The 21,689-nt window shown below is 50.1% G+C and carries 21 protein-coding genes; 3 read left to right on the forward strand and 18 right to left on the reverse strand.

Features of this window, described 5'->3' with window-relative positions; all coding sequences use genetic code 11:
* Positions 1 to 687: 687 nt before the first annotated feature.
* Positions 688 to 924, reverse strand: a complete 237-nt coding sequence (locus PAEVO_RS12640) for an indolepyruvate ferredoxin oxidoreductase subunit alpha (protein ID WP_015736133.1) — start codon at positions 922 to 924, stop codon at positions 688 to 690.
* Positions 925 to 1,212: 288 nt separating this feature from the next.
* Here PAEVO_RS12640 and PAEVO_RS12645 point away from each other — a divergent pair, with 288 nt between their 5' ends.
* Entirely contained in the window at positions 1,213 to 1,860 is a 648-nt protein-coding gene (locus PAEVO_RS12645) for a helix-turn-helix transcriptional regulator (RefSeq protein ID WP_100537866.1), read from the forward strand.
* Positions 1,861 to 1,965: 105 nt separating this feature from the next.
* Here the strand turns inward: PAEVO_RS12645 and PAEVO_RS12650 are convergent, their stop codons facing one another.
* From PAEVO_RS12650 to PAEVO_RS12665, 5 genes are all read right to left on the reverse strand, one after another.
* On the reverse strand, positions 1,966 to 3,051 hold the full coding sequence (locus tag PAEVO_RS12650; protein ID WP_100537867.1) for a PQQ-dependent sugar dehydrogenase: 1,086 nt from the start codon (positions 3,049 to 3,051) through the stop codon (positions 1,966 to 1,968).
* 23 nt (positions 3,052 to 3,074) lie between these two features.
* Positions 3,075 to 4,583: a UDP-N-acetylmuramoyl-L-alanyl-D-glutamate--2,6-diaminopimelate ligase gene (locus PAEVO_RS12655; RefSeq protein WP_100537868.1), complete on the reverse strand. Its 1,509-nt coding sequence runs from the start codon at positions 4,581 to 4,583 to the stop codon at positions 3,075 to 3,077.
* 112 nt (positions 4,584 to 4,695) lie between these two features.
* Positions 4,696 to 5,082, reverse strand: coding sequence for a hypothetical protein (locus tag PAEVO_RS33500; protein WP_133120324.1), 387 nt, complete (start codon positions 5,080 to 5,082; stop codon positions 4,696 to 4,698).
* Positions 5,083 to 5,689: 607 nt separating this feature from the next.
* Positions 5,690 to 5,788, reverse strand: coding sequence for a YjcZ family sporulation protein (locus PAEVO_RS12660; RefSeq protein ID WP_100537869.1), 99 nt, complete (start codon positions 5,786 to 5,788; stop codon positions 5,690 to 5,692).
* Between the two features lie 109 nt (positions 5,789 to 5,897).
* Positions 5,898 to 6,305, reverse strand: a complete 408-nt coding sequence (locus PAEVO_RS12665; protein WP_100537870.1) for a YmaF family protein — start codon at positions 6,303 to 6,305, stop codon at positions 5,898 to 5,900.
* An 880-nt stretch (positions 6,306 to 7,185) separates the two neighbouring features.
* Here PAEVO_RS12665 and PAEVO_RS12670 point away from each other — a divergent pair.
* The gene (locus tag PAEVO_RS12670; protein ID WP_100539439.1) at positions 7,186 to 8,040 is read left to right on the forward strand and encodes an SDR family oxidoreductase; all 855 of its coding nucleotides are present in this window, start codon (positions 7,186 to 7,188) and stop codon (positions 8,038 to 8,040) included.
* Positions 8,041 to 8,215: 175 nt separating this feature from the next.
* Here the strand turns inward: PAEVO_RS12670 and PAEVO_RS12675 are convergent, their stop codons facing one another.
* The 10 genes from PAEVO_RS12675 to PAEVO_RS12720 form a co-directional block, all read right to left on the reverse strand.
* Entirely contained in the window at positions 8,216 to 8,956 is a 741-nt protein-coding gene (locus PAEVO_RS12675) for a LutC/YkgG family protein (RefSeq protein WP_100537871.1), read from the reverse strand.
* On the reverse strand, positions 8,949 to 10,469 hold the full coding sequence (locus tag PAEVO_RS12680) for a LutB/LldF family L-lactate oxidation iron-sulfur protein (protein WP_100537872.1): 1,521 nt from the start codon (positions 10,467 to 10,469) through the stop codon (positions 8,949 to 8,951). Before PAEVO_RS12680 ends, PAEVO_RS12675 begins: the two co-directional genes overlap by 8 nt.
* Positions 10,456 to 11,193, reverse strand: coding sequence for a (Fe-S)-binding protein (locus tag PAEVO_RS12685; RefSeq protein WP_100539440.1), 738 nt, complete (start codon positions 11,191 to 11,193; stop codon positions 10,456 to 10,458). Before PAEVO_RS12685 ends, PAEVO_RS12680 begins: the two co-directional genes overlap by 14 nt.
* Positions 11,194 to 11,298: 105 nt before the next feature.
* The gene (locus PAEVO_RS12690; protein ID WP_071220495.1) at positions 11,299 to 12,075 is read right to left on the reverse strand and encodes a DeoR/GlpR family DNA-binding transcription regulator; all 777 of its coding nucleotides are present in this window, start codon (positions 12,073 to 12,075) and stop codon (positions 11,299 to 11,301) included.
* 28 nt (positions 12,076 to 12,103) lie between these two features.
* The gene (locus tag PAEVO_RS12695; protein ID WP_100537873.1) at positions 12,104 to 13,573 is read right to left on the reverse strand and encodes a rhamnulokinase; all 1,470 of its coding nucleotides are present in this window, start codon (positions 13,571 to 13,573) and stop codon (positions 12,104 to 12,106) included.
* A gap of 68 nt (positions 13,574 to 13,641) precedes the next feature.
* On the reverse strand, positions 13,642 to 14,907 hold the full coding sequence (rhaA, locus tag PAEVO_RS12700) for an L-rhamnose isomerase (protein ID WP_100537874.1): 1,266 nt from the start codon (positions 14,905 to 14,907) through the stop codon (positions 13,642 to 13,644).
* Between the two features lie 114 nt (positions 14,908 to 15,021).
* Entirely contained in the window at positions 15,022 to 17,091 is a 2,070-nt protein-coding gene (locus tag PAEVO_RS12705; RefSeq protein WP_100537875.1) for a bifunctional aldolase/short-chain dehydrogenase, read from the reverse strand.
* Between the two features lie 204 nt (positions 17,092 to 17,295).
* Positions 17,296 to 17,616, reverse strand: coding sequence for a DUF4176 domain-containing protein (locus PAEVO_RS12710; protein ID WP_100539441.1), 321 nt, complete (start codon positions 17,614 to 17,616; stop codon positions 17,296 to 17,298).
* A gap of 5 nt (positions 17,617 to 17,621) precedes the next feature.
* Positions 17,622 to 17,822 carry a hypothetical protein gene (locus PAEVO_RS12715; RefSeq protein WP_100537876.1) on the reverse strand — a complete coding sequence of 67 codons (201 nt, stop codon included), beginning with the start codon at positions 17,820 to 17,822 and terminating at the stop codon, positions 17,622 to 17,624.
* 17 nt (positions 17,823 to 17,839) lie between these two features.
* Entirely contained in the window at positions 17,840 to 18,679 is an 840-nt protein-coding gene (locus tag PAEVO_RS12720) for a WXG100 family type VII secretion target (protein WP_100537877.1), read from the reverse strand.
* Positions 18,680 to 19,034: 355 nt separating this feature from the next.
* On the opposite strand from PAEVO_RS12720, the gene PAEVO_RS12725 reads away from it, so the two are divergent.
* Positions 19,035 to 19,928: a hypothetical protein gene (locus tag PAEVO_RS12725; RefSeq protein ID WP_100537878.1), complete on the forward strand. Its 894-nt coding sequence runs from the start codon at positions 19,035 to 19,037 to the stop codon at positions 19,926 to 19,928.
* A 203-nt stretch (positions 19,929 to 20,131) separates the two neighbouring features.
* Here the strand turns inward: PAEVO_RS12725 and PAEVO_RS12730 are convergent, their stop codons facing one another.
* Both PAEVO_RS12730 and PAEVO_RS12735 read right to left on the reverse strand, forming a co-directional pair.
* Positions 20,132 to 20,464 carry a hypothetical protein gene (locus PAEVO_RS12730; RefSeq protein ID WP_100537879.1) on the reverse strand — a complete coding sequence of 111 codons (333 nt, stop codon included), beginning with the start codon at positions 20,462 to 20,464 and terminating at the stop codon, positions 20,132 to 20,134.
* Between the two features lie 100 nt (positions 20,465 to 20,564).
* Entirely contained in the window at positions 20,565 to 21,650 is a 1,086-nt protein-coding gene (locus PAEVO_RS12735) for a redoxin domain-containing protein (RefSeq protein ID WP_100537880.1), read from the reverse strand.
* Between the last annotated feature and the right edge of the window lie 39 nt (positions 21,651 to 21,689).

Here is a 21,689-nt window from a genome sequence, read left to right on the forward strand (position 1 = left end):
TGTAGATAACAACGTCTTTCCACCCTATGAATAAAGCCACCCGAGAAATGAATGATTGGAACATTCTTCATCTCGAATGGCTTCTAAAAGAGGAAATATATGATTTTTTCGGTGTTGTCCCGGGTCTTTAGGTGCTTTCTTGCTCGATCTTCCCACAACGAATTAAACCACCCGAGAAATAAATTCGAGGTGACCCTCAAATAATCCCGGATGGTCTATGTATAAAGAACACGTATTTTGATTAACGCATGAGCGCAGCTTAAAGCTATCATAATTTCGACTATTTATCGTAGCCTCTTTTATTTGATCGCATCAGATATGAGTTACAACTTGTAATCCTTGATCTATTTTAATCTTTTAATCTTTAGTCTCTTATCTTTAGTCTTTTGATCTTTCCTTTTGAACTTTCCAACCAGCGGAGGTTTGAGGATAACCGATCCTTTGGGAGTCCGTTTCTACCTTGTCTATTCCATTCCGGAAACGGACGGACAACAGAGCGGGTAGCCTCAAACCGGAGCGCACGGATCCTTTGGGAGTCCGTTTCTACCTTACCTATTCCATTCAGGAAACGGACAGACAACAGAGCGGATAGCCTCAAACCGGAGCGCACGGAGTCCGTTTCTACCTTACCTATTCCATTCAAGAAACGGACAGACAACAGAGCGGATAGCCTCAAACCGGAGCGCCCTACTTGTTCTTGTAATATTCAACCGCTTTATCGAAATAATGCTTCTGGTCTTCCGGCAGATCCTCAAAATAGAAAATGGCCGCAACCGGACAAGCTGCTTCGCAAGCCCCGCAGGAGATACAAATATCGGTATCGATGTAGAACTGGTCATCTCCTTCTTCGATACAATCCACAGGGCAAACGTCAACGCATTCTCCCGCTTTCTCTTCGATACAAGCTGAGCCAATAACATACATTCGTGATTCCACCTTCCCGATTGTAATAATCTTTCAAACTTTCGACGGGCTATCATTGCAAAAAGTCGATCTTCATAGATTTCTTGGTTTTCTATACTTTTTATACTAAAATATATCATAATTATGTGGTTAATCATGCCAATTGTCAATGAACCGCGTGAGGACAGCCTCAAAAACAGCTATTCCGGTTGACTTATAGAAGGTAAAGACATAAGATGAGACATATTGCTTTTTAACCTTTTTAGTTGAAAAAGAAAGCATTCATCGAGAAACAAGGCGGTGATTATAGTGGATCAAGAAGTCGCATACAGTACCCGCGAGTATATCATGCAAATGTTAAAAATAAATGGTGAACTCAGCACGAAATCCATTACCGAGGCACTGGGCATAACAGGCATGGCCGTCCGGCGCCATCTGGAGAGCTTGAAGAGTGAGGGTTACATCACCTATCGAACCGTGAAGCAGCCGATGGGAAGACCCGTTTCCTTATACAGTCTTACTGAATCAGCTGAGGATTTTTTCCCTAAGAACTATCATGCGCTTGCACTCGATCTGCTGAACGAGCTGCAGGACGAGGCCGGTGACGAAATGATTTCACGGTTGTTCGACAAGCGCAAAGATACATTGCTGAACAAGTATACGCCTACGGTGAAAGCCGATGCTCTCGAAGATCGCGTTGCAGCCCTTGCCCAGATTCAGAATGACAACGGATATATGGTGGATTACAAAAAAGTCACCGAAGAAGAATACCTCCTCGAAGAACTGAACTGCCCCATATCCCAAGTAGCCAACCGGTATCAACACGCATGCCGCTGTGAGCTTGACCTGTTTCAATCCTTGCTGGAGGCGGATGTGGAACGTACCGAGTGCCTTGCCAAGGGCGACAAAAAATGCGTGTACCGTATTCGAAAACAAACCGAAGCCATGCAGACATAATATCTGTTATTGCCACTTCAGGCTCCTTCCATACAGGAAGGGGCCTTTTTTTGTACTTGTCCTATCCTATTCTCTTAAATCGCAAGACATGTACAATTCTTTGAATTATTTCAGCACCAGCAGTCGATCATCCTGATCGGAGGGCACACCCCTGCCATCGGTATTGTTGGTAATGACATAGGTTTTGCCGTCATGGACTTTGACGTCTCTTAACCTGCCCTCCCCCTCCAATACCGTCTCAAGCGAGGCATCCTCCGGCCGAAATCGGTACAGCTTCTGACCGCGAAGGGTCGCCACGTACATGTAATCCTCCTCATCGAAAGCGATGCCTGAAGGAGCAATAGCCGTTTCGCTGCTGTGGTAGAGCGGGGTATTCATGCCCTCTTGCTGTTCATCCCCAATAATCTCGGGCCAGCCGTAATTGCTGCCGGCCGTTATCTCATTAATCTCATCATGTCCACCGGGTGTTCCGGACGGTCCATGCTCCGAACTGTAGAATTCACCATCCGAATTCCAAGCTAAGCCCTGCGAATTCCGATGCCCTAACGTATAGATATAAGAGCCTGCGGTCGGATTATCCGCCGGGACCTTCCCATCCAGCGTCAATCGCAATATTTTGCCTGCTAGACTTTCCTGGTTTTGCGCAAGCTCTCCTTCTCCCGAATCTCCAGTTGTTACGTATAGCATCTCGTCAGGTCCGATCGCAATTCTGCCTCCGTTATGCACATTGGAGCCAGGAATACGCTCCAGGAAGACTTGCGACTCTGTCCATTGATTCCCCTCCTGCTTCAGAAGGACCAACCGGTTCATGACCTTTCCATCCGAATCATAGGTGTGGTAGGCGAAAGCCTTGCCGGAATCCTGAAAATCAGGGGCTAACGCAAAGCCTAAGAATCCACCCTCTCCTTGATGGGCGACCGACTTCTCGGTATGTACCGATTGTCTGGTTAAGGTGCCGTCCTGGATCTGAACGATATTTCCTTCCCGCTCGCTGATATAAATCGTATCGCCGTCAAAATCGATAGACCAAGGTGTCCTCAACTGCTCTGCAAGCACTTGAACGGAGGAATCGGTTTTCTCCTCCCGATGTTCTTCCTGCCTCCCCTCTTCCTCAGAAGGGGGAGACTGTGTACAAGCAGCAAGAAGCAGCAAAACCGCGATTAACGCAGCACCAAACACCGTTCGTTTCAAAATCCAGCACCTCCCGGGTAATTTTATAGCTCCGGTGTCATCATCTGGATGCCTTGCTCCATGTCCTGCAATGAACGCAGCACAATATCCTCATCGCTAAATGATTCGATCTGGCTGCCTGCTACATAACGGGTCTCATGTCCTCGTCCGGTAATAATGATCCTGTCCTCGTCACCGGCCAATTCCACTGCTCGTTGAATGGCTTCTTTACGGTTCAGGATAACCTCCCAATTCCCCGCCTCATGCGAGGTTAAGCCACCCAACATCTCTGCCATAATCTGCTCCGGATCCTCCGAGAACGGATTGTCCGTCGTGAACAACACATAATCCGAATACGAAGCGGCAATGTCCGCCATGATCGGGCGTTTCAACCGATCCCTCTCGCCCCGGCAGCCCATCACGCATATCATTTTGCCCGAAGTGATTTCCTTGGCGGATTGTAATGTTGCCTTAAGTCCATCCGGATTATGCGCATAATCCACAACCACGCGAAATCTCCGTCCTGTTTCTATTTCTTGAAATCGTCCATGAACCCCTGCAAATTGTTCAAGACTTCTGCGAATTTCTTCAAGAGGTATCCCTTCCAGCAGGCAAGTGGTCATGGCAGCAAGTGCGTTATATACATTGTGAACACCATGCACCTTCAGTCTGAAGCCGCCCTGTCCCCATGGCGTTTCTACATGAAACGTGCTGCCCTCCGGCATATTTTGAATGTGCGTTGCCCGAACATCAGCCTCGTTATGAATGCCATAGGTTACGATCTGTGCGGATGTACGTTTTGCATAATAGGACGATGCTTCATCATCCGCATTCAGGACCGCCTTCTTCAGCATGTCACGGTTACTGTTTCCCAGCTGGGCGAACAACAGCTCCTTCGTATTGCGATAACTCTCCATATTCTGATGAAAGTCCAGATGATCATGTGATAAATTCGTAAAGACTACGGTTTGAAAATCACATCCGCGCACTCTCCCCATATCCAATCCGTGCGAAGACACTTCCAACACGGCATAGTCCCCGCCATGGGTGACCATCGTGTGAAAATAACGCTGCAGCTGGATCGTATCCGGCGTGGTATTCAGCGTCTTCTCCATATGATCTCCGATCTTCATATACAGTGTGCCAATAATGCCCGTTTTGCGGTGAGCGTCGTTCAGTATCTTTTCTACCATATGGGTTGTCGTGGTCTTGCCGTTTGTCCCGGTTATTCCGATCAGCTTCAAACGCTGTGTGGGATCTTCAAAAAATGCGTTTGCGAGAATCGGCAGAATTCTTCTGGTATCCGGTACTGTTATACGCGTTACGTTCCCTGGAAGCACCGGCAGCTCCCGCTCAGCTACGATGGCAACAGCGCCGTTGCGTATCGCATGCCGGGCATAGTCATGGCCGTCCACGTGAAAACCCGGAACACAGACGAACAGGCCGCCAGGCCGGATCTCTCTTGAATCTGTATTCAGGTTCGTGATATCCATGGAAGTACTGCCCGTTATCGTCTTAAGTATCAGCCGCTCCGTCAGTGATTTCAGAATCATGTAAGGTTCCTCATCTCGTGATGTAATCAAAATCCCATGGTCAATGGCAGTGTGATATATAAGATGTAGAATTTACGACTATGTATCGTTTTAACCAGCATTTCTTATTAACCTAACCAAGCAAACACGTTCTGAAACTTAAAAAGGCAATTTCCATGGTGATCAAACACCCGACCACGCTTTTGCTCACACCCATCCGTTCTGCGAAAGTTGCAGTTAATTTATTTGAGGATTCACCACTGATCAAATCCTGCTCAAGGTAGCGGGTACAATGACAATCCAAGACGAACACGTTCTTCGTTCTTCTTATTCCGTACCACAACAACAGAAAAGCAGCTCGATAAGGAAGCTGCTTTTCGCCTGCACAGATAAATGAGTGAATTCCTATTTCTTTTTCATGATAACGAACAGAACACCAGTGAGAATCAAAGCTGCACCGATCCAAATGGTTGGGTGTGGTGTGCCAATTGATTTGAACAGATTTTGCAGTTCTAGGCATTGCCTAGTGATCCACTTTAAACCTGCAAGATTCATGCCATATCATCCTATTTCACGGTGCGTTACTTAAATAAAATAACGGCAAACCAAGAATGAACTTCACTTCTTAGTTTGCCGCTCTTTTTGGTATTTCTCAAAACTAGTATCATCTTGCTCTAAGCTTTTTACGGGCGATGCTTTTTGTGCTTTTCACACTTTACAATGACCTTTTGTCCCGGTTTGAGGACAATCACTTTAACCTTATGATGATGTTTTTTCATAAGAACTCCTCCCTTCGAAGAAGATAATGCATTATATGCAGAATCTATAAAAATGAATTGGACGAATAATTAATGAAAAAAATGAAGGTCCTGAAAGGATCAGTAAAGAATCCCTCAGCTTCCGAGTACATGATATGCTCTCAGTTTCCTCAAAAGCCTCCACCGGGTGAAGTCACCGCTAAAGCTTGGTTATAATAAAAAGCGTGATTAGCTCCTTTTTTTGAATCATCTGCCCCATTCATACAGCTGGGCGCGTGAATAAGGCATCCAAATTTATTTTGGATGCCTTTAGATGTTAACCCTGGTATATTCAATGCGCGTAAGTGAGAGCCTCTATAATGTATTCACTTAAAATCCCCAAGTACGGAGTATTATTACAAGTAGAATAAAGAGAACGAGAATAACACCAAGACTACTACCATACCCAGAACCTTCATAGCCGCTCATTCATCATTACCCCTTTCCATTTGGAATAATACATCATATGAAAGGGAATCTGATAAGGCAAAGGCAGGAGGTAATAGTCAGAGGCATAATTTATAAGAACAAAAATGCATCAATAGGAAGTACCTGGATAGCCCTGTTCATTACCTGTATTTCCACTATATCGATGAGCATGTGGAACCCTGCCATCTACTGTGGTATAACCCTCAAAATAATGATAGTGCCCACCACCTGCCAAGGGAATGGCAGGGCCAGTTGTTCCTCTGATCATGTGCTTGTGTTGGTCATTAAATGATGTTTGGGCATGATAATTATGGACGTGTGGAACACCACTTGGAGCTGGTTCAGTTACACCCACGTAATGATGAAAATGTCCAACATCAAAGGATGTATCTCCTTCAAAGGGATGCACATGAACGTTAACCGGTCTTCCATCCCAGGATGTAAGAAAGAGTTGATGTGAATGTCCCGAATCGGAGTCATTGGAATGAACAACAAACCCCGTTATTTGTATTTCCATCAAATAGATGCCTCCCTCATATCATGATTTCTTTCGTGTTTGCCTTCATGCCACACCATATCCCACCTTTCGGCACACTTAATAAGACAACCATTTATATTTGCTTGATAGCAAAGTATATGGGGATGACAAGTTTCAATATGCTATTGGAAACTAAAATCGAAAAGAAGGCATTTTGTATTCTCCGCCAAGGATAGGTGGCGCTTGCATGCGTCAGTCGTTTTTTCTTATGCTGCTCGCTTCCTTGGAAAGAATGCTCATTCACCTTCCATATACTGGAACCTCCATTTGATTCATGCATATTTAGCCTTAAGGGGCTGATCTTATGTTTTTACTAATACTCGACGTTCTGAGCGTATCGGTCAACGTTCTGATCATTTTGTTCGGTCTGTCTGTTGGTGCCATTAATATAGAGATCGGCATATCTATCGATCGTCCAACAAATCCATTTGAAATGAGGTGAATATATCATGAAAAAGATGAACTGGCCCGGACGAACCAAGTTGGAAAATTTATCTGGTAACGCCACCCTGGTTCTGGATGTTATTCTCCATATCCCTCGTTGGATCATGAGGCTTTTTTAATGGGGGATCCCCTCTTCTGTCGTTAGTTACTATTCACAAGCAGCCATCGGTGTATTTCATCCCCCCCCGGGGTGGACCTTCCTGTTCTGGTAACTTGGCTCGTGCAGCTCTTTCTTGATCTCGTGCTCCTTACCAACATAAAGAATATGATGACTGGAAGCGTTAGCCATGTTACGCTGGAAGTAAGCGGTTGCAATCCTGGAATTAAAGAGGGGTTAATGCAGCCTGCCGTTTATAAAACGCGGACAGAGGATCCGCCTCACTACATTCATTTCTGCTTGAAAGGAGAACCATCGATGGGACCGTTCACTGACGATTTGCTTCAAAATAAAGTCGTACTGATTACGGGAGGCGCCACCGGGCTTGGGCGAGCCATGGGAGAGAAATTCGCCCAGCTTGGCGCCAAACTCGCCATATGCGGACGCCGAGAGGAAATTCTGCAGCAAACGGCTGCAGAACTAACACAGCAGGGCTGCGAGGTATGGTACAAGAGTTGCGATGTTCGGGACCCTGCGCAGATCACGGCTCTTGTCGAAGCGGCAGAGCTGCATTACGGCGGCATTGATGTACTTGTCAACAATGCGGCCGGGAATTTTATCAGCCCTACGGAACGTCTATCCCCTCGGGCTGTAGATGCCGTGCTGAACATTGTGCTGCACGGCACCTTCTACGCAACCCTTGAAGTTGGCAAACGCTGGATTGAGCAAGGCAAAAGCGGAACAATGCTCAACATCGTCACGACTTATGCCTCAACAGGCTCTGGCTACGTGGTCCCTTCTGCAGCCGCAAAAGCGGGCGTGCTTGCGCTGACACGGTCCCTCGCGGTGGAATGGGCCCCTTATGGCATCCGTCAGGTAGCGATCGCCCCGGGTCCGTTCCCCACCGAAGGCGCCTGGTCAAGATTATCGCCCACGCCGGACCTGGAGCAAAAAATGATCGACCGCATCCCCCTAAGGCGAGTTGGGGATGCAGAGGAACTAGCCAATCTGGCCGCATATCTCATTTCCGATTATGCCGGTTACATAAATGGCGATGTGATCACCATTGATGGCGGCGAATGGCTGCGGGGTGCGGGGCAGTTCAACGACTTGGCGGAAGTGACCCATGAGCAGTGGGATCGGCTGGCCGAGCTGACGCGTAAAGGAAAATAACCTCATACGTAAAAACATCCATCTATCGCTGTGCTTTCATAGTATACAGAATGGTGTGGATCGTAGTTTATAGTTTCGCTGAGAACTTATACATTCTATAATTTAGATAAGCCCCAAGCCGTGAGCATCATGTGATTGCTCCTGGCTTGGGGCTTATCTTGCGTCAGGTGTTACGTTATTCGTCGTAGGAGTCTACCAGCAAGGCGTACACGATGCCTGGCCCGTGAACGCCAATCGTCAGATCGTTTTCAATATCGGCAGAGCGGCTCGGGCCTGAAATAAAATGGATTCCCGCCGGCAGCTGCTCGCGTCCGGCCTGATCGAACTGAACCAGAATCTCGCCTAGCCGGGTAACCATTCGCTCTATGGGGATGATAGCCATCAACACGGTCGGCAGCAGGCTGACGGATCTGCCTTTATGCGGGGCCGATTTCACCGTAATCGAACCGGTGTAAGCCGCTGCGTAATCCGCCATGACAACGCCAAAATCAGCTCTGGCAGCTACAGCCCTCCAGTCCGTGTCCGCTGCATCATTCCAGGAGAGAACAAGTGCCTCCGGCAAGCTTTGTTCCAGCCCCAGACGGTCCAGCGCGTCCTCCTGCTGACGAAGAATCGTAGCCGCACTCATCTCCATCGCTTTGTCCCTAATAAACCGGCTGACCTCTTCAAGATGGTTCAGCCTTACAACATGGCCCCCGGCCGCTTCAAAGTTGGCGGTAAACTGCGTAATCCTCTCCTCGAGCGGCCACTCAAATTCTTTCCAGAAGTCGGGGGCACCGCGAAAAGGGTGCTCCGGAGCGGTGCGAACCCGGTCTCTCCCCAGCTTCGCTGCGATTCCATCCATGAACAGTTCCTGCTTCTTGCGAGACTGTTCTTCAAGACGGCTCAGCCAACTGCGATTGGTTTCGTCAGTCATGGGCATTCTCCCCCTTTCCGGACTTCTGCTGCTGAAGCCGCTCTTTCAATCGGTTTGCGATTTCAGGATCCATTGTCCCCGAGGTGCTTCGAATATCCTGCTCCATCTCCGGCCACCGGTCACGGAAGGATTGCTTGGGAAGACTCGGGGTTACCCTGTACGAATTCCACCCCTTCAAAGGACCGATCCGCGTTCGGATCTCCCCGCCTCGCACTACCAATTTCTGGCCCCACTTCCCGAGGGATACCACGCTGCGGTAACGCTTGGCATTCCCCATGATCGCCGAGAAGCCCTTCATTCCCATTGCTTCCAGCTTGTCACCGCGCCCGGCTTCAATCTTCCGGCGGCGGAGGGATACCAGCATATCATGCAGCGGAATCTTCACGGGGCATGCTTCATAACAGGCGCCGCACAGGCTGGATGCGTTGGCGATATCGTCCCATTCCGCGACATTCTTGTTTAAGGCCGGCGTTAATACGGCACCGATTGGGCCGCTATACGTGCCTCCATAGGCGTGCCCGCCAATATGGCGATATACGGGACAAGCATTCAGGCAGGCGCCGCAGCGTATGCAGTTGAGCAGCTCCTGAAATTCGGGGTCGCCGAGCTGGAGAGAGCGCCCGTTGTCGATGATGATAATATGCATTTCGTCCGGCCCATCGGCATCCAGCTCTCTCTTCGGCCCGCTGATGCCGGACATGTACACCGTCAGTTTCTGACCGGTCGCCGACCGTGGCAGCAAGGTAGCCATCACTTCGAGATCCGCCCATGACGGAATAATCCGCTCCATGCCCATCAGGGTGATCTGTGTCTTCGGCACGGTTGTCACCATCCGGGCATTGCCTTCATTCTCGAACAATACCATCGAGCCCGTTTCGGCGATCGCAAAATTACAACCCGTCATACCAATGTCCGCTTCAAGAAACTTCTCGCGCAGCTTCATGCGGACGAACCCCGCCATAATCGCCGTATCGGGCGGCAGCGTTTCACCCGCCTCTGCTGATAACAGCTCCGCGATCTGGTAACGGTTCTTATGGATGGCGGGAATGATGATATGAGAAGGCGTTTCATCCGCAAGCTGAATAATATACTCGCCGAGATCCGTTTCCACGGCCTCTACCCCGATCGAGTCGAGCGCCTTGTTCAGATGCAGCTCCTCGGACACCATCGATTTTGACTTCACGACGGACTTGGCCGACTTATGCTCCGCAATCTGCAGGGAGATCGCGACCGCTTCTTCCGCCGTCTCCGCAAAATGGACATGGGCTCCGTTCGCCCTGGCCTGTTCGGCAAACTCATTCAAATAGTAATCCAGGTGCGCAATGGTATGGAGCCGAATTTGGCGCCCCCGTTCCCTCCACGCATCCCAGTTGCCATGCTCCTCCGACGCAAGCTTTTTGCCAAGCCGCAGCCGCTCTGTCGTAAACTTCACCGCATTGCGCAGAAAATCATTATTAAGGGCATAACCTGCACGCTCCTTAACCGTCTGCGCTCTCGTCTCAGCTGTGCTCATGCACGCTCACCCCCTCATACAGAAGCTCGGCTAAATGCTTGACCTGAACCTTCTCGCCCCGATGACGCAGATTGCCGGCAATGTTTAAGAGGCAGGCCATATCAAGTCCGACCAGCACGGACGCCTCGGTTTCCAGCACATGATCGCTTTTCTCCGTTACCATCGCACCTGAAATATCCGCCATTTTCACGGCAAACGTTCCCCCGAATCCGCAGCAATCCTCGGCAAAAGGCAAGGGAACAAGCTCCAGCCCCTTGACGTGGCTGAGCAGTTTCATCGGCTGCTCCTTAACGCCGAGCAGGCGGCTTCCGTGACAGGATGGATGATAGGTTACCTTTTGCGGATAAACGGCGCCTACATCCGTCACCCCCAGCACGTCAACAAGGAATTGCGTAAACTCATAGCATTTGGATTGAAGCGCGTTCGCTTTATCCAGGTATAAAGGATCGTCCTTGAACAAATCCGGATAATGATGAATCATATACGTGCACGAGCCGGAAGGGGACACAACGAAGTCGCTATCGTCAAAAGCGTCCAGAATCGTCTTGGCACTTATGCGAGCATCATCCCAATACCCACTGTTGTAGGCCGGTTGGCCGCAGCAAGTCTGGATTTCCGGGAATTCCAGCTGCACCCCGTACCTTGCCAGCAATCTTGCCATCGATTCAGCCACCCGCGGGAACAAGGCATCGCTGAGACAAGTGACAAATAATGAAATCTTCAACATCTTCACCCCGCTAATCATCAGGATATGGACCGAAGGATCGGCCTCTAGCAAGAACCCCCCGGAACGGGGGGATTCCATGTTGATATGTTATAGCAGCTTGCTCTATACAGATTCGATCTTGATGCCCAATGCTCGATAAGGTGCCGCTTCCTCTTCCGTCAATCTCCGATCGGTGATGATCAGATTCACTTGGGAGAGATCGGCAACCTGCGCAAAAGCCTGCGTACCGAATTTGCTGGCATCGGCGAGGAGAATGGTCTCATCCGTCATTCCGATCATTTTATGCTTGATTCTCGCTTGAAGCTCATTGGATTCGCTAAGACCCCGCTCGATGTGCACACCCTTGCATGACAGAAAGGCTTTATCCACGTAGTAAGCATCCAGCGAGCGTTCCGCAAGCGGACCGACAAAGGACAGGGAGCGATGAGCCAGAATACCGCCTGTGGAGATCACCTGAACCCTCTCCTTGGTGCTCAGCTCAGCAGCTACCTTAATCGAATTCGTCAGCACGGTAATCGGAATATCCGGTATGATTTTAGCCATATACCAAGCCGTTGAGCTTGCATCCAGCAGGATGCGATCATTCGGATGGATTCGCTTGACCGCTTCCTCCGCGATCCGCTGCTTCTCCAGCGCATGCATGATTTCCCGTTCAGCATACGGTATTTCCGGCTGCGACCGCTGAATTTCCGGTTGATCCTTCACGCTAACCGCTCCGCCATGGGAACGGCGCAGGCGCCCTGCTTGCTCCAGCCTGTCAAGATCGCGGCGAATCGTTTCTTCCGTTACACCGCAGAGCTGACTCAGCTCGGAGACTCGGATGCTCCCTCTTTCGTTGACCAACTGTACTATTTTCTCATATCGTTCTGCAACCAGCATCATACCGCCCATCCTTACTGTTCATATATTATCGCTTCCCGGTCCGCTGTCTGAACACTCCGTAAGCTTCCTCCCATAAGGAGGCATCCTTCGGCTCGTAAGTCTTGACCGGGAAGGACTCTCTAATGACTGCACGTGCTTCCCATATATCGGATAGCTCGCCTTGAGCGATCCACTGCACGACCATATTTCCGATGGCACTGCCCTCCGCAGGTCCCGCCCATACGGGCTTCCCTATTGCATTCGCAGTCCACTGGCATAATGTTTCATTATGAATGCCACCGCCTACCATATGCAAGCCCTGAAATTTTCGCCCGGACAATTCCTCGGTCAACTCGAGCACATAACGGTATTGCATGGCCAGACTCTCCATAATGCAGCGCACAAGAGCACCTACACCCTGCGGAACGCTCTGGTTCGTGCGGGCCGCATATTCCATTACCCGCTTCGGCATATCTCCCGCAGGGAGGAATACGGGATCATCGGGATCAATGAAACAAGCAAAGGCCGGTGCCGCATCCGCCATGTTAACCAATTCGGGATAGGAATACGATAACCCTTCCCGTCCCCAGGTCCGCTGACATTCCTGCAGAATCCACAGTCCCATGATGTTCTTGAGCAGCCGGTATGTGCCGTATGCCCCTCCCTCATTCGTGAAATTCAGCTCTCTGGCCTTTTCATGAATGACAGGCTGATCGACTTCAGTTCCCATCAGCGACCAGGTACCGCAGCTTAAGTAAGCAAACGACCGCTCCAGAGCCGGAACCGCAACAACGGCGGAAGCCGTATCATGTTCTGCAACCGTATAAAGCGGAATCGGCGGGATCCCTAGTTCCTCCATGACGGAGGATCTTAAGCTTCCTGCTTGCGTGCCAGGCGAAACCACGGGTTGGAAAAGTTTATGAGGGATATTTAATGATTTCAAGAGATGATCATCCCAGCTGGCCGAAAGCGGGTTATACAGCTGCGTTGTGGTAGCGTTCGTAAATTCGTTTGCCATCTCGCCGGTGAAGAAGTATCGCAGCAAATCGGGAATCATAAGAAAACGCTCGGCTTCTTGAAGCAGGTAGGGCTTCTGCCTCTGCAATGAAGCTAGCTGATAGACCGTGTTGAACGAGAGGAACTGAATCCCCGTCCGATCAAAGATCTCGACAGGCGACACATCCCGGAAGACCTGTTCCATCATGCCATCCGTGAGTGTGTCCCGATAATGATACGGATTCATAAGCAGCTCCCCGCTCCGATCCAGAAGACCGAAATCTACGGCCCAGGTATCAATGCCGATGCTCGACGGCAGGGTATGTTGTCCCTTCAACCGGAGCAAGCCCTGCTTCATCTCATGGTAGATCCGTAATATATCCCATTGAAAGCGGTCGCCGATTCGAACCGGATCGTTCGGGAACCGGTGAATTTCCGTTACGTCGATGGTGCGGCTGTTCAATTGGCCCAGCATCGCCCTTCCGCTGCTCGCGCCCAAATCAAATGCAAGAACGCTCAACGCTCCCCAGCCTCCTTATCAGAGAAATATCAACGATTCGGGCTCGAACCCGATTGTTCCGTATCTCTTCATGCTTGCGAACGCTTCAGCAATACAGTCTGTTCATACTGTTTCACTTCAGACAGCCACTCTTCTCGGACAGGTACACCCATGCGTTCGCAGTAATAATCCCACACCGCTCCGAACGGATAGGATTTAAATTCTTCCACTAATGCCAGGCGGGTCGTGTAATCGCCTTCAAGCTCAGCCTGCTTCAGCCTATCGATTGGTTCCAACTTGGCACGCAGCAGCGCCTTGATCGTATTCCGGGTACCGATAACCCATGCCGCGATACGGTTAATGCTGGCATCAAAAAAGTCCAGTCCGATGTGGGTAACATCCAGCAGGTTATTGCGCACCAGCTCGCGTCCAATTTCGGTCAGTTCATCATCCATGATGACAACATGGTCGCTGTCCCAGCGCATCGGCCGGCTGACATGAAGGAGAAGTCCGTCGGTGAAAAGAGCGAGTGACGACAGTTTGCCGGCAATGCTCTCGGTTGGGTGGAAGTGACCCGCATCCAGGCAGATCAGCTTGTTGTTCCGAATGCCGTATCCCATATAGAACTCGTGAGAACCCACAACATAAGCCTCGGATCCCAGTCCGAACAGCTTGCTCTCGACAGCATCCAAATTCCATTCCGGATTGATAGTCTCCGCAAAAATCTCATCCAGCGAATCCTTCAGCCGCTGCCTCGGCGCCATTCGGTCTACCGGCATATCCTTGTAACCATCCGGAACCCAGATATTCGTCACGCAGGTCTGACCCAGCTGTTCCCCGAAGTAAGCCCCGATTCTTCGTGAGGCCTTGCAATGCTCAATCCAAAATTGACGGATCGCCGGATCGTCATGACTCAGCGTAAACCCGTCCTTCGATTTGTCGTGAGAGAAGCAGGTCGGATTAAAATCGAGTCCGATTCCCTGCTCCTTGGCCCAATCCACCCAAGACTGGAAGTGCCTCGGCTCCAGCTGATCCAAATCAACAGACTCGTCGGTATCCGCGTAGATGGCATGGAGGTTCACCTTGTGGGATCCCGGAATGAGCGACATCGCTTTTTCCAGATCGGCCCGTAGCTGATCCGGCGTACTTGCAGCCCCGGGATATTCCCCGGTTACCGAGATGCCCCCGGACAGCTCCTGATCGCGGAACAGGAATCCCCGGACATCATCTCCTTGCCAGCAATGGATCGAGATTTTGATGCGTTCAAGTTCCGTCAAGATTTCGTCTACGTTGATGCCATGGTGTCCATAGAGCTTTTTAGCCTCTTCAAAGTTCCTTGCAACATCCTGCCTCATCACATATCCTCCCGTATGATGAGGATAGCCGGGTCATATTAGACCCAGCTCCCCATCTTATTAAGAAATCTTGATTTCTTGCGGTAGATGCGTCACATCTTCATTTGATAAAGATTAACGAGTAAACGCTGCTGGCACTCCGCCATCAATCGTCAGCATGCAGCCGGTCGTCTTCGAAGATCTGGATGATGCAAAGTAAGCGATGCCTTCGGCAATATCCTGCGGATAGATGTTCACAAGGAGTGTTGTGCGTTTGCGATAGTGCTCTTCCAGCTGATCGGGTTCAATCCCGTAAGCTGCTGCCCGCTCGTTTCTCCAGTTCGAATTCCAGATTGCGGAGCCTTGCAGAATGGCGTCCGGCAAAATGGTGTTGACTCGGATGCCGTATTCTCCGCCCTCAGCAGCAATGCAGCGCGCCAGATGTGCCTCCAGTGCTTTAGCGGAGCTGTATGCGGACACGTTCTTGCCGGCATAGACCGAATTCTTCGATCCGACAAATACCATGCTTCCGCCAACGCCCTGTGTCTTCATTAACGAGAAGGCTTCTCGCGCTACCAGGAAATAACCTGTGCCCAGCACGTTCATGTTCAGGTTCCATTCCTTCAGGGATGTCTCGTCAAACGGGCTGGATGTTGCAAGGCCCGCATTGTTGACAATAATATCAACACCGCCATAAGTGATGGAAGTTTCGCGATAGGCGCTTTGAACGGCCTCTTCGTCGGTTACATCCATTTTAACAGCAAATGCCCGATTCTCTCCGTATTGTGCATTGATCTCCTCGGCAACCTGCTGTGCTCCTTCCAGGTTCAAATCCGCCAAAACGACATGCGCGCCTTCAGCTACCAGCCTGCGGGCTGTGGCACTTCCGATACCGCCCGCTCCCCCGGTGATAAAAGCGATCTGGCGGGAAAACTCCGCTTCAGCCGGTGCAAGGCTCAATTTATACAGCTCAAGCGGCCAATATTCCACGTTATAGGATTCATTTTCACTCAGGGATACAAAATCGCCCAGAGCCGTCGCACCGCGCATGACTGCAATTGCCCGATGATACAGGGCGCCGCTGACTTGCGACATCGCCCAGCTCTTGCCCGTGTTGATCATTCCGATGCCCGGAATAAGAATGACGCGCGGAGCTGCCTCAAACATGATGTCGCCTTCGTGATGGTTACGTTCAAAATAAGCTTTGTACTGCTCTTTGTAAGCAGCAATGCCATCGATAAGCTTGGTCTTAAGGCCTTCCACATCTTCAGCGTCAGGTATCCAGTCGATGAAGAGAGGAACTACCTTGGTATGAACCAGATGATCGGGACAAGCTGCGCCTACCTGGGACAGCTTCGGCGAATCGGCGCCACCGACAAAGTCCAGCACATCATCTTGATCATCGAAGGACAGGATCATTTTCTTAGCGTCGCTGACGGCCCCACGAACGGCGGGCATCACTTGGGCGGCGATGCGGCGGCGTACTTCCGAGGCCAGCGGTGTATGCTTCCGGCCGCCGAACAGCTTGTCGTTGTTCACTCGGGCTTCAATGAAGGCTTCCGCTTCACTAATGATACGAATTGTTTGCGCGTAACAGGCTTCCGAAGTATCGCCCCAAGTGACAAGCCCGTGCTTCTCCATCAGAACCAGCTCGGCCTTCGGATTAGCCAACACCCCTTCGGCAATCATCTTCGACAAGGTAAATCCGGGACGAACGTAAGGAACCCACACAAATCGGTCGCCAAAGATCTCCCTGGCTAATTCTTTGCCGTTATGGGCACAGCATAAGCTGATAATGGCATCCGGGTGGGTATGGTCCACATGCCGAAACGGCAAGAACGCATGTAGCAGCGTTTCTATGGATGCTCGCGGATGCTTCGCATCGACCATGCAATGACCCAGGTAAGCCACCATTTCCTCGTCCGACATCGAATCCCTTTCGAATAACGGCCGGATATCCTCCATGCGCAAGCCTGTGAAATTGCCCGATTTCATGGTAGCCAGATCGGATCCGCTGCCTTTCACGTACATAACCTCGATGTCTTTGCCGCGAAAATCCTGAATCGTTGTTTTGCTGGATGTATTGCCGCCGCCCCAGTTGCAGACGCGCCGGTCGGAACCGATCAAGTTCGAACGGTAGACCAGCTCATCCAATGTATTTTGTGCCTGCTGTGCCTTTGACTGTTCCCATAAGCTTTGAACCATGAAGTTTCCCCTCCGATTGACCATATGAATTTGCTTTCATTTGTTTCCCATAATATCACGCCCGTTTATTTTTGAATAGTTAATTTTCAAAAATAAACACAGATTTATATCCGTTTATTTAGAATTCCATCTTATAAATCTATTACAAACAAAAAAGCAGCCCTGCCAGAGTTTACCTCTATACAGAGCTGCTATCATTATAAATTACGATGGGTCTGAGCCTGCGGCTGCCATTTGATCCGTCTTTGCAATTCCTTCGATCAATGCGTCACGAAAGGCAATTTCATCTTCATTGACATAACCCATAAATACAATTTCCGAAATCTCCTTATGGTTGAAAAAGATATTGGAATCTGCGGTAAGATTTCCGTGAGGGTAGAAGCAGGCCACGTAATCCCAACGCTTCAACGTCTTGGAGTCGTTCTGCATTCGGCCATAGATCATCAGCGTCTGGTCCCACTCCTTGAACTTGACTACAGATCCGATTGGCAGCAGCTTCTGTTCCGTTTGCTCATGCTGTTCCATATACATCAACCCTTCAATATTTTTTTACCGATCCAATATACAATCGACACTACGAGCGGTACTCCAATCAGAAAGGACAGGCAAATGACTGCTTTTTCCGCAGCTGCGTAACTCGTGTCAAGCAGATTAGGAATCACGGTCCCCAGTACACCGACAACAGCAATGATCACCATTATGTATTTGAACCGTTTTTGTTTATCGCGCATCGGGGGTGCTCCTCCTTCTATTTTACCGTAATCGCTCCTCCGACCCCGACAAGGCTTGCCCCTGGTCCTAACGGCACGTGGAACTTTAAACCGCTCTTTCCTACCTCAGCGGATGCGCCGAGTACGCCGAGTGAGGCGGAACCTCCGATATGCAGCTCCTTATCCGTCCATGGAAGCGGAATATTCACGCCGCCTTCATATTTGTTTAATGTAGCTTCAGCCCCAACACTGAGTGTGCCATCCTTGACAGCTGCCTCAACCTCGGCCTTAACGAGGCTAACTGATCCTTCGACATGATCATTAGCATAGCCCGCTTCTACAACAGCCCCGCTGGCATGCGCTCCTTCGGATAAGCTTGCTCCCGCACTGCCTGTTATTGCCTTGGCATAAAGTCCATTCTCTTCGTGCTTGATTACGCTGCCTTCCACTTCAACACCTTCAAGCGCCGCGTCCAGCGGGTTGCTTGAGGATTTGGCAGACACGCCGGAAGTCTTGGTTGCAGCTGCCGCAGCGATGCCCGTTCCGGTTGCCGCCCCGGCCAGAATGCCTGCGCCTGCTACGGCTCCTCCAGCTGCAGCACCGTTCACCATTTCATCCGTGGAACGGAATTTGACGGAAATTTGCTTCAGTTCGGTGCATATCGATTGCAAGCACTCTACGAACTTGATCATGGTCGCCCTGGCTTGCTGGTAATCCCCGTAAAACCGCTCACGGGTCATTCCCTGCCATTGGCCTTCCATTTCTTGAATGCTTCGTTGAAGCCGCTCCACCATATCGCTGCTAAGTTGCCCTGACTGAGCAAATTGCGTGGATACCTGCTCCAATTGCTCGGGTGTAACTAAAATTCGATTGGACATAAATATGGACGCCCCTTCTGTCTTGCTGCCTCTGCTCTTCAGGCAGTCTATATGCAAATTCCATAACCAACTTAAACCGATCTACCTCGTGAATAACCACATTTTACAATTTTAGTAGGTATACAGGAAAGGAGCAATCAAGCGAGAGGTTCATTTCTTAGTTGCTAATCTAGTAAAAAAGAACTGGCATCCTTTTTCTCCCATCCTGAATAAGACTCGCTTCATCCCCGGCTTTAGTCCAGCCCTGAAATCATTCCGGGGTACAGGGTCCCGTTACATCCCCAGCCCGTTAAAGTCACCCCCATTCTCCTGTAAATTATAAACAATTCATTATTACGGAGAGGGTGTCGTTCATATGAATCAACTTGCACGTGAAGCGACCAACTGGGCGTTCAGGCTGTATAAGCAGGAGACTTGGCTTTTACTGACGGGGCTGCTCGGGTTTTTGTTAGCCGGAATATGCGGGATCTGGGTATTGCTGAATGGTGGGCCTGTCTCGCCAGATGGAGATATCTCCAAAGCGTTTTCCTTCAACGCGGCCCTGGGGATATTCATCCTATCCACCGCAATCATTTTGCCGGTTTCCGGTATGCGGCTACGAAGCAAATCGTTCTACCGCTGCTGCTATATACCGCTCGTTCTGTTCTCCTATTTCGCCGAGACCGTTCAAAATTTCCGCGGTGTCGATCCGCGGTTCGTTCAGAATGGCTCGCCCTTTGATCATATCATCTCGGCTATTTTCCCTGCTGTTGCGCTTCTGCTTATCGCGTTCTACCTGATCCTTGGCGCCCAGTACTTCCGCAAGCGTGTAATGGAAGCCCATCCGGAACTCGGACTCGGCATTCGTTATGCCATGATCGCGGTGCTGGTATCTTTTGCAGCCGGCATATGGATCTCCATCAATGCGGGACGCTTTACCGGGATCGGCGGCAATATCATCTGGCTGCACGGACTAGGGTTTCATGCACTGCAAGCGATCCCTTTTGTAGCGTGGCTGTCCACGAGGAAATCCGTCAATCCTGCAGTTAAACCGATTCTGATCCACATTAGCGGTCTGGCCTATTTGCTCGGATTGATTGCCATCGGATGGCAGACGCTTCTCGGATACTCCATTGCCGAATGGTCCTTGCTTCCGATTCTGGCTGGCAGCTGTTTTCTCGTCGCATTCACCCCGGTTATATGGCTGCTAAGTCAATCGAACACATCCGCTGAACCCGACCACAAAGTCCAATCCACACGTAGTGTATAAGACTCGCATAAGAAAAACGGCTATCGACGAACTTTCTCAGAAGACAGACCGCCTTTATAGGATGTTTTTCTTGCGATATCAGAAAGGCCCATGCTTCGAAGTTTATACTTTCTGATATCTAAAAAAAAGAGACAGTGCCGGGATATCCCCCGCCTGTCTCTTCTATAAAAACACTGCGCCCGTGATCTAAAATCGATGACCGTTTAGATAAACAAAAACGGAATGAGGAACAACAGCGCTATGGCTTCCCAAGCAAACACATTGGCTCCCCAGCCATATCCGCCGTATGCACCGTAGCCGTAAGGTCCAAATGCGGACGTTTGCGCACCGCCTTTAGCTGACTTCGAAGATTTTTTGCCCTTTTTACCCTTTGTGGACAATATATATGCGGATGGGTTCGCAAATTCGAGTTCAAGACCTCGATCATGTACACCTCGAATAGTCCCCACAACTTCCGTTCCATCACGCATGACAGCGCAAACGGTTTTACCGATGTAACCCCTGCATCCTTCTGCCGAAATTGGTATTGGCTGCACTCTATTTCCCCCTCCCCAGCGTTTGTGTATTATATTCCTGCTGGGAAGAAGGCGGCAGAGATAGATGTCCGTGTCACCAAAAATCCGCAATTAACCTTACTTAATTACTAGCCTTACGGTAGGCTCTGACCATTAAATCTTCGTCTATCGCGCCTTGAAACCGCTCGGAGATGATGCCGTCTGGAGAAATTACATAGGTAGTCGGATAGGCCACCACCTCGTATTGTCTGGTGCTCGCTCCGTTCTGGTCGTATAGGACAGGGAATGTTAAGCCATTCCTCTCGACGAAAGACTGTACCTCACTCATGCTATTTTCCAGGTGGGTCATATTCACAGCCAAAATGATCACATTCTCATCCTGATATTTATCGTAAAAATCCTGCATATAAGGCATTTCAACCTTGCAAGGCGGGCACCAGGATGCCCAGAAGTTCAGAAGAACCGTTTGCCCTCGATAATCGGACAGTTTGATCTCCTGCCCTTCCCGATTCATCAGCGTAAAATCCGGTGCGCGAAGCCCAGGCTTCAACCCTTCAGCAACGGCTTCCGGTTTGCCTTCTACATTCGGAGATACGATCGCTTCTCGCTGGCTTGCTGAGGTAGAAGCGAAGTCATAGATTACCCAGACGAAGAGAGCGCCTATGATGAGCAGCACCGCTCCATTTCTCCCTAATCCCAGGGTAAGAAAACGGGTGAGAGGAGAATGGAATTGTAGCCAGCTCATCGTCAGCAATGTACCGAATAATAGCATATAGAATAAGGAAGAGTTTAGACCAGCCCCGTCCGCCCACAACCACTGAAATACATACCCGGCCCATCCGCTCGCGAATGCCGACAACAGAGCGGACTTCAGCAGCAGACCTGAATCTTCCCTTTTTTTGTTCCAGCGCAGAGCTGCGTAGATCAGGGCTAGAACAGCCCCAAGCCAAATCCCCCTGGTTCCGCCCGTCATGTAAATAAGCGAGGCCGGATGCTGAAAGGTGCGGATCGGATCGAACACCAGCATCCCGAATTTCCATGAAATAAAACCGATGATCAGTACAGATAAATAGGTGTCCAGGATCCATTGCCGCTGCGGCATCTGACGCAAACGAATTCGAAGCGCAGCGAAACCGGCTGCCGCGCAGATCAGAAAAATCACAATGTCGGCCCTCATCATAAAAGGACCTATCGGAATTATACTCAAATGCGAACCTCCTCAGGTCGGCAAAGTTTTGCAATTACC

Source organism: Paenibacillus sp. GM2FR (genome assembly GCF_002803325.1).
Classification (GTDB): Bacteria; Bacillota; Bacilli; order Paenibacillales; family Paenibacillaceae; genus Paenibacillus_AQ; species Paenibacillus_AQ lautus.